The following is a 16,170-nucleotide window of genomic DNA, read 5'->3' on the forward strand; positions in this document are numbered from 1 at the left end:
TGTCCTTTGCTGCTGTCCACCGGAAAGCTCGCCGATATTTCTGTCTTTCAATTGTGTAATCCCGACGGCTTCAATCGCCTCAGCCACTTTCTGTTTATCGGCTTTTGACATTCGTTTAAACAGGCCGAGCTTGGCGGTCAGACCGCTGGCCACCACTTCATATACCGAAGCGGGAAACCCGGTATTAAAGCTGTTTGCCTTTTGGGAAACGAAACCGATCTTATTCCAGTCTTTAAATTTTTTGATCGGGACGCCGAATAATTTCAACTCACCTTGTTGCGGCTTTATTAATCCGAGTATACATTTTAACAAGGTTGTTTTTCCCGAACCATTCGGACCGACCAACCCGAGAAAAGCGCCTTCATTAACCGTTAAATTGATATCTTCTATCACATTTCGATGTTCATAGGAATATGAAACATCTTTCATTTCGATAATGGGTTGTTTCACTTTCTTTCACCTTCAAATTCTCCAGAATCATTACGATTTAACACACAAAAAGAAAATGGCAGCCGGATGCCAGCAAGCCATTTTCAACCGATTGAACAGTTCATTCTTAAATTATACATAGAATCATAAAAAAAGTAAATAAAAGCCTAATGAATCGCGTTTTTAAACCGTCCGCCCCGCGTTTCATGCGTGTCCATGATCGTAATAAACGCCTGTTTGTCAATATCGAATACGATCGATTTAAGCTTCGTCACCTCAAGCCTTGTGACGACAGCGTAAATCACTTCTGTATCTTCATCAGAATAGCCGCCTTTTCCTTTCAGCTTTGTTGTCCCCCGTCCAAGACGGTGCAAAAGCGCGTCAGAAATTTCTTCGTATTGGTCTGATACGATAATAACGGCTTTTGTCTCATCAAGCCCTTGAATTACGCCGTCGATCGTTTTCATCGCGATATAGTACGTCATCACGGAAAACATCGCCTGTTCAGGCCCAAACACAAAGCCGGCCCACGTAAAAATAAAAACATTGACGAACATCACAAATTCGCCGACTGAAAACGGCAGTTTTTTTGTGAGCAAAATCCCCAGAATCTCCGTTCCATCCATAGAACCGCCGTTACGAATCACAAGCCCTACGCCGAATCCGAGCAAAAGTCCGCCGAAAACAGCAGCCAATATAGGCTGAGTCGTAACCCCTTCTACATGATGCAACAGTGTTTCAATAATGGACAAGCTGAATATACCGATCAGTGTAGAAATAACAAACGTTTTCCCAATATGCTTGTAGCCGGAAACCATGAATGGAATGTTCAGGACCACAACAAGAAGGGCGAAGTTGATGTAAGGTGTATCTTTAAACAGGTAGTCTAAAATTAGAGAAATCCCAATGATGCCCCCATCGATAATGTTGTTTGGAACTAAAAATAATTCAATGCTTGCGGCTGCACAGGCAGCACCGATCAGAATCATGATGATCCGAAATAGCATCCGGACCGCTGATTCTTTTTTATGCTGTTTTTTCGTTGCCATGCTGTCTCTCCTTTTGAGCTGAACTGTCCTTTCTTATCATCATATCATTTAACAGAATGAAATAAAAAAAAAACACATTTTCCGTACTCCGCCATACATTAGTTCAGAGGGGAGGAATGGACGTGATTTTATTTCAGAAAATGGTCCTTCAGCGCTTAAACCAGGTGACGGCCGATGATGTGCTGAAGTATGCTAAACAATACGGAATTGATGTGACACGAAAACAGGCTCTCGAGGTCGAAAAGCTCGTCAACGGGAAAAACATTAATATTTTCAATGAAGAAGAGCGAAAAAAACTGCTGCGGCAAGTTGAGGCTGTTACTTCAAAGGAAGCCGTCCAGCTTTTAAATCAGCTGTTCGCACAATATGTATCATAAAAGGGGCTCTATAAGGCCCCCTTTCATCATTGCGCTTTAATTTTTTCCAAAAGCTCTTCATCAAACGCTTTATTTTTAAGCATTTCGATTTCGAATTTGTATGGAGGCTTTTTATTTTTCTTATCCTCTCCTACATAAGGTGTTTCAAGGATCTTCGGGATGCTTTCAAGCTGATCGTGGTGAACGACGTATTGAAGCGCATCAAAGCCGATTTCCCCGAACCCGATGTTTTCATGACGGTCTTTTCTCGCTCCTCTGACATTTTTGCTGTCGTTGATATGAAGCACTTTTAAACGGTCGATCCCGATGATTTTATCGAATTCGTTCAACACCCCGTCAAAATCTGAAACGACATCATAGCCTGCATCGTGTGTATGGCACGTATCAAAGCAGACCGACAAATGTTCATTGTGGGTGACGCCGTCGATGATCTGTGCAAGCTCTTCAAATGTCCGGCCGCATTCCGAACCTTTGCCGGCCATGGTTTCCAGAGCGATTTGCACGTCCTGTTCAGGATCGATTACTTCATTTAGCCCTTCAATGATTTTTTTAATGCCTGTGTCAGCTCCGGCACCGACATGAGCGCCTGGGTGAAGGACGATTTGTTTCGCCCCGATGGCTGCCGTCCTTTCAATTTCAGACCGGAGAAAGTCGACGCCAAGCTCAAATGTCGCCGGGTTTGTCGTATTGGCAATATTGATGATATATGGCGCATGGACGACAATATCGCTAATCCCGTGCTCTTCCATGTGGGCTCGTCCGGCTTCAATATTCAAGTCCTCGATTTTTTTTCTGCGGGTGTTTTGGGGCGCTCCCGTATAGATCATAAACGTATTGGCGCCGTATGAACTTGCCTCCTGACTGGCCGCCAGCAGCATATGTTTTCCGCTCATTGAAACGTGTGAACCGATTTTTAACAAAATGGTTTCCCCTACTTTCCTTTTCTGAATTGTTTTCTTTTTTCCTGTCTTTTGATCTTATTGATTTCTGTTTTCATTTTTTTCTTATAGCCGGGCTTGACCTTTCTCGGCTTTTTCACAAGCCGCTTGGCGGTTTCATCCGTTTCATCCGGCTTTTTTTTGCGATTTTGCCGGCGCTTTCGGTCATCGATCTTTTTCCATTCGCCTTTTTCAAGCCGCTTGTTTTCAAAGACGATCCCCATTTGCTCAAGCCTTGTCAGCGCGTCTTCATCAGATGTATCATAAAATGTCATCGCTGTTCCCGATGACCCGGCGCGCGCTGTACGGCCGACGCGGTGAACGTAAAAGTCAAGGTCTTCCGGCAGCTCATAGTTGATGACATGGCTGACGCCTTTAATGTCAATGCCCCTTGCCGCCAAGTCAGTCGCAATGATGTAGGTGAACTCAAGGTCGCCGATTTGCTTCATGACTTTTTTGCGTTCTCTCGGGGTAAGCCCGCCGTGAAGAAGCCCCACTTTCATCCCTTTGTCAGAAAGGAACGCGGCGATATCGTCAGCGGTTGTTTTTGTGTTGGCAAAGACGATCGCCAAATATGGGTTTAAGTGTGTCATGACCTCCAGCAACAGTTCATGTTTATCCCTGTGCCGTGAAGGGATCAAAATGTGCTCGATTTTTTCGGCTGTAATATGCCTCGGTTCAACATGCGCATATTTTGGATTGGCCATATATTTTTTTAAGAACGGTTTTAACTTTTCGGGAATCGTCGCGGAAAATACGAGCATTTGCAGATTTTCCGGCATGTGGGAACCGATAAAATCAACATCCTCTAAAAAGCCCATATCGAGCATTAAATCAGCTTCATCAATGACGAGCGTTTCCGCTTTGTGCACGTCAAGCGCCTGTTCTCTGATCAGATCGGCGATCCTTCCCGGCGTCCCGACTGCAAGATGAGGCTGTGTTTTCAGTTTATCGATCGTTTTCTGCTTATCAGTACCGCCGATAAAACATTTTGAACGAATCGCTTCATCCGGACGGCAAAATTTTGTGATTTTCAGCACTTCCTGATGAATTTGATTTGCCAGCTCTCTTGTCGGAGCCGTAATCACGGCCTGAACGATATCTTTTTCAGGATCGATTCTGCTCAAAATCGGCAGCAGATAGGCATGGGTTTTTCCCGTCCCTGTCTGCGACTGCCCGATGGCGCTCTCCCCTTTGAGAGCTGAAGGGATCAATCGTTTTTGAATATCTGTCGGCTCATAAAAACCTAGCTGGTGTACGGCCTCTATGATAAACGGCTTTAAATCGTACATGTCAAATTTCGTTTGTTTCATTTTCCCAACTCCTTCTTGGAAGGCGTCAAAAGACGCTCCAAGCATTATCCTATATGGCTGAATTGTGCGCTTATGTATGCTTTTTTATGCCGCAGCGCCAAAAAAGGCTGGTATCATGTCCATCATTAAATTATAACTGATACCGCGAAAAAAAACCATCTTTGCCAACGCAGCTCGGGCGCCAGAGACAAAAGCACTTTAGACAGAGGCTGCATACCCTATCAAGAGAAGGATTTGGAAAGGAGGTACAAGTATGTATCAACAACAGCCGATGAGAAATCGGCCGGGATTTGGGCCGCAGCGGCCATCCAAAACCTTAATGCAGCGAAATACGGGAATGAGGATGTACCAGCAGCCTCCCGGACAACAGGGGTTTCAGCAGTTTTTTAACCCTCTCGGCCCCGTTCAGCAGCAGCCCGCCGCCCGCGGAGGCGGAATTCAGGGATTCCTGTCCAAATTGCTGCCGGGCGGATCAGCAGCAGGAGGAGGAACAGGCGCCGGATTCGGAGGCGGAGGTGCAGGAAGCGGACTCGGCGGAATTCAGGGGCTTGCCAACCCGTCTTCTATTTCAAACATGCTCGGCAATGTGCAAAAGGCGCTGGGCGTCGCTCAGCAAGTGACCCCGATGATACAGCAATACGGGCCGCTTGTCCGCAATCTGCCGGGAATGGTGAAAATGTTCAGACAGCTGAATTCGGAAGACAGCGCTGAGGAGAACGCAGAAGAGGAAAAAGAAGAACCGGAAAAAAAGACAGAAACAAGTGTCAAAAAAGAGGCTTCCAAACCGGAAAAAGCGAAATCCAAAGACAGCCTTCCGCAATCAGGACGTTCCGCCCCTAAAAAGGAAAGAAAAACCGGAGACTCTAAACCAAAACTGTATATATAACATTCTTTGATATCTCCTCCTGGATCAGATATAATGAGGGCAAAGAGACTGCAAGAAAATAAGCCGTTTTTACGGCTTTTTATATGCCCGGTCTTAACGTTATAGGAGGACTAAAGAATGAACGTTATTAAAATATCGCCGCGCGGCTACTGCTACGGTGTCGTCGATGCCATGGTGATCGCAAAAAACGCGGCTCTTGATAAAAGTCTGCCAAGACCGATATATATTTTAGGAATGATCGTTCATAACAAGCATGTCACAGATGCATTTGAAAAAGAGGGCATCTATACGCTTGACGGTCCAAACCGACTCGAAATTTTAAATAAGGTTGACAAAGGAACCGTTATTTTTACCGCACACGGCGTATCTCCGGAAGTCCGCAAAGCGGCTGAAGAGAAAGGGCTGGTCGCCATTGATGCAACATGCCCCGATGTGACGAAAACGCATGATCTAATCCTGAAAATGAAAGCTGAAGGCTACCATGTCATCTATATCGGCAAAAAAGGGCATCCTGAACCAGAAGGCGCTGTGGGCGTCGCCCCTGACATCGTCCATTTGGTCGAAACCGAAGAAGATGTAGAGCGGCTGGATGTGGATTCAGACAAACTGATCGTTACAAATCAAACAACAATGTCCCAATGGGATGTCCACGATATTATGGAAAAGGTAAAAGAAAAATATCCTCATGTCGAGTTTCACCAGGAAATCTGTCTGGCCACCCAAGTTCGGCAGGAAGCGGTTTCTGAACAGGCGAAAAAAGCCGACCTGACGATTGTCGTCGGCGACCCGAAAAGCAATAATTCCAACCGCCTCGCGCAAGTGTCTGAGGAAATCGCCGGTACAAAAGCATACCGGATCGGCGATTTAAGCGAATTGAAGCTGGAATGGCTTGAAGGTGTCGAAACGGTGGCAGTGACCGCCGGCGCATCAACACCGACGCCGATCACAAAAGAAGTGATCCGCTTTTTAGAACAGTTTGACCATGAAGATCCGTCCACATGGTCCGTCAGCCACGATGTGCCGCTGCAAAAAATATTGCCTAAAGTTAAAGCAAAAAACTGAAGCTTCAGGTCAGCTTGTAGAGAAACCGATGTTTTTCTGCAAGCTTTTTGTTGTTTTAAATGGTTTTGATGCCAGCGTATTTTTCTGCTTTGAACTTTTTACCTCAGCATCATATGGCGTTTTTTGTTTTCTGCAGACTGACAAAGGGCTGTCTTACATATGATATGATTACAAATGACAACATGAGGGTAATTCTTTAGTTCGCATTAACAAAAGGAGGTCTCGATGGAACACTTAGACTTGCATCATATATTTGAACTAGGTTTTTTGTTGGTCATGATTGCAGCAGGAATCACCGCGATCGCCAAGAAGTGCAGGCAGCCTTATCCGATCGCGCTTGTGATTGTCGGGACGATCATAGGACTTGTACATATTCCGCTCTTTGAACCATTGAAAGATTTTATTACTGAAGGAGAAGTCTTTAACTTCGTCATCATCACGCTGTTTTTGCCGGCTTTATTAGGGGAAGCGGCGCTGAAGCTTCCTTTTTCCCATTTGAGAGAAAACAAACGGCCCGTTCTGGCACTTGCTTTCGGCGGTACGCTCATCTCGTTTCTGATCGTCGGCTTTTCTTCCATGTGGCTGATGCATTTGGCCATTCCGGCAGCATTTGTCTTTGCCGCACTGATGAGTGCCACAGATCCTGTCAGTGTATTGTCGATTTTCAAAAGCGTCGGCGCGCCAAAAAAGCTTGCGATCGTTGTTGAAGGAGAAAGTCTGTTCAATGACGGGCTGGCGGTTGTGCTGTTCAACATTTCCGCTTTTTACTTGATGACTTATTTGGATCTCGGCATCCAAGGCGCCGGTTTAGGCTTGTGGGAGTTCATCAAAGTGATTTCTCTCGGACTTATCATCGGTGGCGTTCTAGGATATGTCTTTTCCCAGCTCACCAAGTATTTTGATGATTACCCTTTAGAAATTATTTTCAGTATTATTCTGTTTTACAGTTCATTTCTTTTAGCTGAAATGGCGGGAGCCTCCGGGGTAATCGCCGTCGTGGTCGCAGCGCTTATTTTCGGCAATTATGGCGCCAGAATTGGCATGAGCCCGACGACAAAGCTGAATATCAGTAACTTTTGGGATGTCGCCGCCTTGCTCGCGAACTCCCTTGTCTTTTTAATGGTTGGGCTCGAGATCACGAGAATTGACCTGACTGACAAATGGGGGTTGGCCATGATGGCGATTGTGATAGTGCTCATCGCCCGAAGTGCCGCCGTCTATATCAGTCTGGCCTTTATCAAGAAATTCCCGGTTACATGGAAACATACCATCAATTGGGGCGGGCTGAAGGGTTCTCTGTCCATTGCACTCGTGCTGAGCCTGCCGAGAGACTTCCCAGGGCGTGAAGACATTCTCATTTTCGCCTTCAGTGTCGTTTTGTTCTCCCTTGTTGTTCAAGGGCTCACGATCAAACCGCTTCTTGAACGGTTAGGCGTGAATCAAAAAGAAGAAGGCAATCAGGAATATGAGGAATTGCTTGCAAAAGGACATCGCTTAGAAACCGCCATTCAAGAAGTCCAGCAAGTCAAACGCAATTTGCTTATACACGAAGCTGTCTCCAGCGAACTGACAGATCAGTACAAAGAAGAGATCAGCCAGCTGCATCAACAAACCAACAAATTATTCGACACATATCCGGAACTCAAAAACAAACAGCAAACCATCTTGAAAAAACATTCGTTATACGCCCAACATCAAGCGATCGAGAACTTATCAAAGGAAGGTATCATCTCAAACGAAGTCGCTGAACAAGAGCAAGCGCGAATCATTGATGAAATCGTTCGTTTGGAAAATGACCATTAACAAACACAGAAAAGCAGACTGCCCGCAGTCTGCTTTTGGCTTGTAGAGAAACCCATGTTTTTTCTACAAGCTTTTTTGTTATTTCATATCTTGATTCATGTTTCTAAAAACTTCTGGCACAGGGCTGTGAAGAAAACTGGTTCCGTTTTCCCCTCAATCTGCAACTAGCCTGGAGAAATCCACAGCCTTTTTTATATAAAAGTAAACGGATTTGTATTTGTTTCTGACGGAAAAATGGTGACATCGTATTTTTTCTTTTCACACATGACCGACAGCTTTTTTGTGACGCCCTCTTTCATGATTTGCTCGGCGTAGTGGCCTGGATCAACGACATTCAGACCGATCATCATCGCATCATGCGCCGTATGGAAATAAAGATCACCTGTAACGTAGACATCAGCCCCCATTCTTTTTGCCTGGTGGATATATTTATTTCCGTCTCCCCCGAGTACGGCGACTTTCTTCACTTTTGCATCAGGCTTCCCAACCATCCGTGCGCCATTCGCCTGAAGTTTTTCCTTCACATGGCGGGCAAATTGTTCAAGCGTCATGTCTTCCTCCAGCTCGCCGATCCGCCCGAGCCCTTTTTGCAGCGGCGCCTGCTCGACCGGATAGATGTCAAAGGCGACTTCTTCATATGGATGAGCCTTCTTCATCGCTTTGATCACCGCTTTTTCAAGACTGGCAGGGTAGACGGTCTCAATCCTGACTTCGTGAACCCGCTCAAGCTTGCCGGTCTCGCCGATAAATGGGTCGGCTTCATCTAGCGGACGAAAGCTGCCGATGCCTTCAGAGGAAAACGCACAGTGGCTGTATGCGCCGATATGGCCCGCTCCCGCATCTCCAAGCGCCGCCCGGACCTGATCCTCGTAATCCTTCGGAACGTAGACAGCGAGCTTTTTAAAGGGCTCTTCATAGGTTGGAATGAGCACCTTTGTTTTCGTTAACCCCAATGCTTCCGCGAGCATATCATTGACGCCGCCGTCCGCGACATCGAGATTTGTATGTGCCGCATAGACCGCAACATCATGCTTGATGCATTTTTCGATCAGCCTTCCGCCCGGCTGGTCTGTTATGACATGTTTCAGCGGCCTGAAAACCGGGGGATGATGGGCGATGATCAAGTCGACGTTCTTTTCAATCGCTTCGTCCACCGTTTCTTCAAGCACATCAAGCGTAACCATGACGTGTTTGATTTTTTTGTTAAGCGTACCGATTTGCAGACCGATTTTGTCTCCTTCAACGGCAAAAGACTTTGGCGAAAATTGTTCAAACAATTGAATGATTTCATTTCCGTTGATCGTTTTAACCACGTTCGAGAACCTCCTTGAGCTGCTTTATGCGCTTTAGCACGTCTTCATGCTTCAGTTTATTTTCCGCAGTCGGAGCCGCTTTCTCCAACCCGCGGCTAATACCTTCCAAATGGCTGAGCTCCTTTGACCATTTCTTTATAAAAACGGCGTTTTTTTCTTTGGACAAAAACGGGCCTGTCAACAGACCGATTTCAAAATCAACTCCCTGGTACGGACGCGCTTTGTCTCCCGGGCCGGCGGCGAGCACCTCGTAAAACTTGCCGTCTTCTTCAAGAATCTCCTCGCCGATTAGCTCATAATTCTCTTGATAGAGCCATTCCCTGATATGATAAGCGTGAATATTCGGCTGCAGAACAAGCCGCTTCACCCCGCTGAGCTTCCCCTTTCCATGTTCGAGAATGCTTGTGATCAATGCCCCGCCCATTCCGGCAATCGTCACCGTATCCGCTTCACCGGGCTTGACGACCTCTAGTCCGTCGCCTTTTCGAACCGATATCAAGTCGGACAGCTCCAAGCGCTCCACTTGATTTTTCGCGGAATTGAACGGGCCGTCTGTAATTTCGCCTGCGATCGCCCGCTTGGCCAAACCGTTTAAAAGCGCATAGCACGGCAAATACGCATGGTCTGATCCGATATCGGCAAGCACCGCGTTTTTAGGTATGTATTTTGCGACCGTTTCAAGTCTTTTGGACAACTTTACTTCATTCACTACACCATCACTACTTTTCTATATTCATTTTATCCCTTACCATCATATTAAAAAATCGCTTTTTTTCCAAGCGCCTTGCCGCCAAATAAAAAAGCCCTTTGTAAAAGGACTTTTTGGATACCTATTTAATGTTTGACACCCATTTGGCCATCTCATCAAGCTTTTCAGGCGGTACAAGTCCGGCGGGCATTCCGTTTCCGCCTTTTTGAATTTTCTCCTTAATGGCAGCTGTATCCATGTGATCGCCGACTCCTTTTAGCTTGGGACCTGAAACACCTTCATAGTTTTCACCATGACAAGTCACACAGTTCGCCTTGTAAATTTCTTCAGGCGACGCATCCGCTTTGCTTTCTTCAGCGGTTTTATTTCCTTCACCCGCAATTTCTTTTGCATCATTCAGTCCCTTGAATGAAAGGAAAAAAACTAGTGCAATGCCCATAATGGCAATAAGCAGAAATGGTATCAACGGATTGCGGTTCATTTTACATCCCCCTTTTTAATTAACCCAGCCCCTTATGTAAACACTTCTAATTCTACTTTAATTTTACAAAAAGTAAACCGGTTATGAAACAAAAGCTGATGAAGTTCACACTTTAGACAAAATGATGAACAAAGAAGCCGATCATCCTGATTTTTTGATTTGCCATTTGAAAACCATATTTTGAATACGGTTACAGTAACAATTATAAAGGGCTTTTCCGGCAATCTCAAGGTTATAATGGCTTAAAATGAACTTCCACAAGTATTTGCAATATCGAAAGAAATTAAGTAAAATATAATCGAGTTTACCAATAATAGCGCTTTCATAAAAAAGATTGAAAAAAGAACGGATCTTGTGACCCGTTCAACTTATTCGAGAAAATCTTTCAAACGTTTGCTTCTGCTTGGGTGTCTCAATTTACGAAGTGCTTTAGCTTCTATTTGACGAATTCGTTCTCTTGTTACCCCGAATACTTTACCAACTTCTTCCAATGTCCTTGTCCGTCCATCATCTAGACCGAAGCGAAGGCGCAAAACGTTTTCTTCACGGTCTGTCAGCGTATCAAGCACATCTTCCAGCTGTTCCTTCAGAAGTTCATATGCTGCATGATCTGACGGAGACGTTGCTTCCTGATCTTCAATGAAGTCACCCAGATGTGAATCGTCTTCTTCACCAATCGGAGTTTCGAGTGATACCGGCTCCTGAGCGATCTTCAGGATTTCACGGACTTTTTCCGGTGTCAGATCCATGTCTTCAGCAATTTCCTCAGGCGTTGGTTCGCGGCCGAGATCCTGAAGGAGCTGTCTTTGCACACGGATCAGTTTATTGATGGTTTCCACCATATGCACAGGAATCCTGATTGTTCTCGCCTGGTCGGCAATGGCTCTTGTGATCGCCTGTCTGATCCACCATGTAGCATATGTGCTGAACTTGTATCCTTTGCGGTAGTCAAACTTTTCAACAGCCTTCATCAGACCCATGTTTCCTTCTTGAATCAGGTCTAGGAAAAGCATTCCGCGGCCGACGTAGCGCTTTGCGATGCTGACGACAAGCCTTAAGTTCGCTTCAGCCAGACGCCGCTTTGATTCCTCGTCGCCTTCTTCTATCTTTTTCGCGTATTCAATTTCTTCTTTCGCGGATAAAAGGTTTACCCGTCCGATTTCCTTCAAGTACATCCGGACAGGATCATTTATCTTAACGCCCGGGGGCACGCTTAAATCATTCAGGTCAAATTCTTCTTCGGCCTTGGCCAGCTGTTGAATATTAGGATCCTCAGTTTCTTCGTTCTCACTAATTAATTCAACACCTTGCTCTCCTAAAAATTCATAATACTCATCCATTTGGTCTGATTCGATATCGAAACTGGACATGCGCTCAGCAATTTCTTCATATGTGAGCACACCACGTTTTTTTCCGGCCTCTGTTAATTGGTCCCTTACCTGTTCAAACGTGAATTCAGTTTCGGTCTCGTGCGCTTGTTTATCAGCCATTCATGGATCCCTCCTTCCAAACTTATAGACGAATTCTAAAAAGCATCCCGCTTTATTTGTTCCTATTTCACGTTGAAAGCCTTCTTTCTAGTCTAGAGCTTCACGTAAAAGCAATCATAAATTGACAATATGTGATTAGGACAAGCATTTGCTCCTCCGTAAGGATTCATTGCCAAAAGCCCATCCTATTAGATATAACGTTTTATTTGAGCGAACGGTTCAACTTTATGATTTCTTGAGCCAATGCAGCCGCTTTGAGGAAATCTTTTTGCCTTTCGGCTTCAGCCCTTTCAGCTTCTTTTTCTTTTATCATTGACCAATTTCGATAATTCAACACTTTTTTTACATAATCAGATAATTCTGCTTCGCTCAGTTCTTCGTTTACCTGAAGCATTAAAATATCCGTCAGGAGCTGAGCAAGCTCCTGATCCTCGATTCTATTGAAGAGCTGCTGGGTGGAAATCTCAGCCCCCTCTTCATACATGGCATACAGATAAGCGGCAACAGCGCGATGCTGGTCAAGGTTAAATTCCAAACCCACCCGCTCCAACACCTTACCGATGACATCGCGGTCATGAATCATGTGGGCGAGCAGCATCCGTTCCGCATTCTCATGTGCCGGCCGCAGCCCCGTTCTCTTTCGCGGGGAGCGCGAGATAGCTGCGCGCTTTTCGTTTGATTCCTGACGGCTGCTCTCCTTATTGCGCCCCGCAGCCTGCTTAATAAAGACGGATAGCTGATCCTTTAAGGAATCGAATGAAATTGAAAATTCATTTGCCAGCTGCTTGAGATATATTTCCTGCTCCAAAGGCCCGCTTAGCATGCTGGCTTCTTTGAGCACATCGTTGATGTAGGCCAGGCGGTCTCCTTCATCTGAAAGGTTTTTCCCCTTGCGGAAATAGTTCATTTTAAAGGTCATTAAGGTGACGCTGGCCCCTATTACATCCCGCTTAAACTTTTCGCTTCCGAATGTTTTGATGTAGTCATCGGGGTCCAGTCCGTCCGGTATCATGGCCACTTTGACCGTGCAGCCCTTTTTCTGAAGAATGTCGGCCGCTTTCAGCGTTGCTTCATAGCCGGCCTGATCCGAGTCATAGCACAGGATCACTTCACCGACATTGCGCCGGATGATTTTTGCATGCTCTTCAGTGAGCGATGTCCCCATCGTCGCGATCGATTCTTTCACACCCGAACTAACGGCTGATATGACATCGGCAAATCCTTCAAACAGGACCGCCCTCTCTTCTTTGCGGATATGAAGGCGAGCCTGATGAAAATGATAGAGCAGCCTGCTTTTTCGAAAGAGCGGCGTTTCCGGGCTGTTCATATATTTCGGCTGTTCACCCGTGAACGTCCGGCCGGAAAAAGCAATGGTTGTGCCGTGATGGTCATGTATCGGAAACATAATCCGGTTTCGGAAGCGGTCGAAATAACCGTCCCCGTTTTCGCGCCTGATAATGAGCCCTGCTCTTTCCATCAGTGCGGCATCAAAACCTCTCCGTTCCAAAAATTTCGTTATGAAATCCCATGAATCAAGAGCATATCCGATTTCAAACTGCTCGATCTGTTCCATCTTAAAGCCTCTCTCGAGCAGATAATCGAGCGCTTCCTGACCTTCCTTTGTATTGACCAGCAAATGATGGTAAAATTTCTTTAACAGCTCATGGGCTTCCGCCATTTTCTGTTCATTTGAGCTGCTGCCGGTAGCGGCGGTTGTTGAAATAGCCGCTTCAGGAAGATCGATGCGGTATTTGTCCGCCAAGTGGGACACCGCTTCAACAAATGAATAGCCTTCCATCTGTCTTAAAAATGAAAAAACGTTTCCTCCGGCTCCGCATCCAAAACAATGGAAAATCTGTTTTTCTCCAGAAACGGAAAAAGATGGTGTGTTCTCACCATGAAATGGACAGAGCCCAAAATAATTACGCCCCTGTTTTCTTAGCTGGACGTACTCTCCAATTACTTCAACGATATCGGCTGATTTTTGTACTTGTTCCACAATTTCATCTGGTATACGATTGCCCATGTTCCAACACTCCGTCGTACATAATTCGCTGCTTAATACGTAAATCCTTCATTTTTCGACAAGATTTTTTGCAGCTCTTTGACAAATCGCTCCCGGTCTTCTTTGACCAATTTTTTCGGGCCTTTTGTATGGCGTCCGCTTCTTCTCAATTTTTGTGAGACGTGACGGCGGTATAGAGCATGGTCGATGGAACTCTCTTTGAAAAGAAAGCCTCTCTCCGACATCACAAAGACCTTTTTGCCCAGCAAGAGCGATGCAAGCCCGATATCTTGTGTGACGACCACATCGCCGGGACGAACATGGTTGGCAATATACAGATCGGCAGCTTCTTTATGAGGATCGACATAATGCCAATTCTCTTCTTCCTTCCTCGTGACTTGAAAATGTTCAAATGAGGCCACAAAAACGACATTCACTCGGAAGTCCGCTGCTGTTTTTAACACTTCATCTTTTACCGGGCATGCGTCTGCATCGACAAAAATCGTCCTTTCTTTTTCAAGAAGACTAATTCTCCATCCCTCCATCAATCTCCTGCTATAAATACAGGCAAAATCACACAGGTTTAAAAACGATCGAGCTATAAGAATTTGTCGAAAGTTTTTTTCTTGAAATTCTTGACACGATACCCATAATAGTTTATTCGTTCTGTACTTAGCTTAAACCTAAAAGTTAATTATTTTATCACAATTTTTTATTATAATACAAATGGGTAAAAGATGCTATCATTTTCAACTTTCCCGATACCGTCAAAGCAAAAACCCAGGATGGGGTGTCCTGAGTTTTGTTCGTTAGGCCCTTTTTGTCATCATGTTATGGATAATGTTGGCCGTTTCCTCGACCGCCTTATTCGATACATCTACGACTTCACAGCCGATGCGGTTCACGATTTTCTCAAAATATTCGAGCTCCTCTTTGATGCGGTTGATATTGGCATAGATCGCTTTGTCGTTGAGACCGAGCGATTTCAGGCGCTCTTTGCGGATATGGTTCAGCTTGTCAGGGCTGATTTTCAACCCGATACATTTGGCGGGGTCAACCGAAAAAAGTTCTTCAGGAGGATCCACTTCCGGAACGATCGGCACGTTGGCCACCTTGAGACGCTTGTGGGCCAAATATTGCGATAAAGGGGTTTTGGACGTTCTTGACACGCCGATCAGCACGATGTCCGCCTTCAGAATGCCCCGCGGATCTCTGCCGTCATCATATTTCACGGCAAATTCGATCGCTTCCACCTTTTTGAAATAATCTTCATCAAGCTTACGAACCCGGCCCGGTTCATATTTTGCATTGAAACCGTAGACGGATTCCATTTTTTCGATCAAGGGGCCGATAATATCATAATAGACAACATTCGCTTTCTCTGCTTCGGCAATTAAAAATTCGCGAATCTCCGGCACGACGAGGGTGAAGCAGATGATGCCGCCGTCCGCTTCGGCCAGTGCAATCACTTCTTTAATTGTTCCGCGGTCTTCCACATAAGGTATCCGCCTGATATTGGTATGTTCAGATGAACCGTTAAATTGACTGATCGCCGCCTTGACTACGAGTTCAGCGGTTTCGCCGACAGAGTCGGATACAACATAAATCGTGCGGTTACTCATGATATCCCCCCATTTGTTGTTTGCTCTACATGATTTCATTTTCAGATAAGCTGACAAGGATTTTTGTCATGTTCGTTTTGGTGATTCTCCCCACCACTTCATAGCCTTTTTCCGTATCTTTTACAACAGGCAATGCATCAATCTGTTTTTCAATCAGCATTTTGGCAATGTCCAAAATGAAATCATCACGCCTGCACAGCGTAATGTTCGGCATTCTCGTCATGATAATATGGACGGGAATTGAAGGGAGCTCCTGCTTGCCGATGCTTGCTCTGAGCAAGTCTTTTCGTGAAAGTACACCGACTAAGATGGCATTATCATCAACGACAAAAAGCGTTCCTACGTCCTCTAAAAACATCGTGCAGATCGCATCATAGACGGAAACATTTTCATGGATCACCACCGGGATGGACTGAAAGTCTTTTACCTGCAGCTTTTTCAGCTTATCTGCCAAGAGCTGCGTGCCTGTCTTTCCGGTATAAAAATAGCCGACTCTCGGCCTTGCTTCCAAAAAACCCGACATTGTCAAGATCGCCAAATCCGGGCGGAGAGTGGCCCTTGTCAAATTCAATTTCTCCGCTATATGCTCCCCTGTGATCGGTCCGTTCTCTTTGACGATCTGCAAAATTTGCTCCTGACGTTTATTTAGTTCGATTGTACTCACCACCTTTAAGTCAGCCCCGTGTTTCGTGC

15 protein-coding genes and 1 pseudogene are annotated in these 16,170 nt (G+C 45.5%); 4 read left to right on the top strand and 12 right to left on the bottom strand.

Annotated elements, in window-relative coordinates:
* Positions 1 to 3 precede the first annotated feature (3 nt).
* Together P3X63_RS22895 and P3X63_RS13825 are read right to left on the bottom strand one after the other, a co-directional pair.
* Positions 4 to 429, bottom strand: a pseudogene (locus P3X63_RS22895) (metal ABC transporter ATP-binding protein); the annotation flags it as partial.
* Positions 430 to 596: 167 nt separating this feature from the next.
* Positions 597 to 1,478 carry a YitT family protein gene (locus P3X63_RS13825; RefSeq protein WP_277691051.1) on the bottom strand — a complete coding sequence of 294 codons (882 nt, stop codon included), beginning with the start codon at positions 1,476 to 1,478 and terminating at the stop codon, positions 597 to 599.
* Positions 1,479 to 1,600: 122 nt separating this feature from the next.
* Between P3X63_RS13825 and P3X63_RS13830 the strand changes: the two genes are divergently transcribed.
* Positions 1,601 to 1,855, top strand: coding sequence for a DUF2624 domain-containing protein (locus P3X63_RS13830; protein WP_026587890.1), 255 nt, complete (start codon positions 1,601 to 1,603; stop codon positions 1,853 to 1,855).
* Positions 1,856 to 1,881: 26 nt separating this feature from the next.
* On the opposite strand, the gene P3X63_RS13835 is transcribed toward P3X63_RS13830, so the two are convergent.
* Together P3X63_RS13835 and P3X63_RS13840 are read right to left on the bottom strand one after the other, a co-directional pair.
* Positions 1,882 to 2,775 (bottom strand): deoxyribonuclease IV, encoded by an 894-nt coding sequence (locus P3X63_RS13835; RefSeq protein ID WP_026587891.1) that lies wholly within the window; start codon positions 2,773 to 2,775, stop codon positions 1,882 to 1,884.
* Between the two features lie 11 nt (positions 2,776 to 2,786).
* Positions 2,787 to 4,106, bottom strand: a complete 1,320-nt coding sequence (locus P3X63_RS13840) for a DEAD/DEAH box helicase (protein WP_026587892.1) — start codon at positions 4,104 to 4,106, stop codon at positions 2,787 to 2,789.
* Between the two features lie 253 nt (positions 4,107 to 4,359).
* Here P3X63_RS13840 and vrrA point away from each other — a divergent pair, with 253 nt between their 5' ends.
* The 3 genes from vrrA to P3X63_RS13855 all read left to right on the top strand — a co-directional run bounded on the left by vrrA (position 4,360) and on the right by P3X63_RS13855 (position 7,857).
* Entirely contained in the window at positions 4,360 to 4,992 is a 633-nt protein-coding gene (gene vrrA / locus P3X63_RS13845; protein ID WP_277691056.1) for a VrrA/YqfQ family protein, read from the top strand.
* Positions 4,993 to 5,109: 117 nt separating this feature from the next.
* Positions 5,110 to 6,054, top strand: coding sequence for a 4-hydroxy-3-methylbut-2-enyl diphosphate reductase (locus tag P3X63_RS13850; RefSeq protein ID WP_026587894.1), 945 nt, complete (start codon positions 5,110 to 5,112; stop codon positions 6,052 to 6,054).
* Between the two features lie 225 nt (positions 6,055 to 6,279).
* The gene (locus P3X63_RS13855) at positions 6,280 to 7,857 is read left to right on the top strand and encodes a Na+/H+ antiporter (RefSeq protein WP_026587895.1); all 1,578 of its coding nucleotides are present in this window, start codon (positions 6,280 to 6,282) and stop codon (positions 7,855 to 7,857) included.
* Between the two features lie 191 nt (positions 7,858 to 8,048).
* Here P3X63_RS13855 and P3X63_RS13860 read toward each other — a convergent pair whose 3' ends face one another.
* The 8 genes from P3X63_RS13860 to ccpN form a co-directional block, all read right to left on the bottom strand.
* Positions 8,049 to 9,170 (bottom strand): Nif3-like dinuclear metal center hexameric protein, encoded by a 1,122-nt coding sequence (locus P3X63_RS13860; protein ID WP_026587896.1) that lies wholly within the window; start codon positions 9,168 to 9,170, stop codon positions 8,049 to 8,051.
* Entirely contained in the window at positions 9,163 to 9,879 is a 717-nt protein-coding gene (locus tag P3X63_RS13865) for a tRNA (adenine(22)-N(1))-methyltransferase (RefSeq protein ID WP_026587897.1), read from the bottom strand. Before P3X63_RS13865 ends, P3X63_RS13860 begins: the two co-directional genes overlap by 8 nt.
* Positions 9,880 to 10,000: 121 nt before the next feature.
* On the bottom strand, positions 10,001 to 10,360 hold the full coding sequence (gene cccA, locus P3X63_RS13870; RefSeq protein ID WP_026587898.1) for a cytochrome c550: 360 nt from the start codon (positions 10,358 to 10,360) through the stop codon (positions 10,001 to 10,003).
* A 368-nt stretch (positions 10,361 to 10,728) separates the two neighbouring features.
* Positions 10,729 to 11,850 carry an RNA polymerase sigma factor RpoD gene (gene rpoD / locus P3X63_RS13875; protein ID WP_003183609.1) on the bottom strand — a complete coding sequence of 374 codons (1,122 nt, stop codon included), beginning with the start codon at positions 11,848 to 11,850 and terminating at the stop codon, positions 10,729 to 10,731.
* A gap of 202 nt (positions 11,851 to 12,052) precedes the next feature.
* Entirely contained in the window at positions 12,053 to 13,876 is a 1,824-nt protein-coding gene (gene dnaG / locus P3X63_RS13880; RefSeq protein WP_077736407.1) for a DNA primase, read from the bottom strand.
* A 32-nt stretch (positions 13,877 to 13,908) separates the two neighbouring features.
* On the bottom strand, positions 13,909 to 14,400 hold the full coding sequence (locus P3X63_RS13885) for a YaiI/YqxD family protein (protein WP_026587900.1): 492 nt from the start codon (positions 14,398 to 14,400) through the stop codon (positions 13,909 to 13,911).
* A 264-nt stretch (positions 14,401 to 14,664) separates the two neighbouring features.
* Positions 14,665 to 15,477 carry a pyruvate, water dikinase regulatory protein gene (locus tag P3X63_RS13890; RefSeq protein ID WP_026587901.1) on the bottom strand — a complete coding sequence of 271 codons (813 nt, stop codon included), beginning with the start codon at positions 15,475 to 15,477 and terminating at the stop codon, positions 14,665 to 14,667.
* 25 nt (positions 15,478 to 15,502) lie between these two features.
* Positions 15,503 to 16,141 carry a transcriptional regulator CcpN gene (gene ccpN / locus P3X63_RS13895; protein WP_026587902.1) on the bottom strand — a complete coding sequence of 213 codons (639 nt, stop codon included), beginning with the start codon at positions 16,139 to 16,141 and terminating at the stop codon, positions 15,503 to 15,505.
* Between the last annotated feature and the right edge of the window lie 29 nt (positions 16,142 to 16,170).

The organism is Bacillus sp. HSf4 (genome assembly GCF_029537375.1).
Classification (GTDB): Bacteria; Bacillota; Bacilli; order Bacillales; family Bacillaceae; genus Bacillus; species Bacillus sonorensis_A.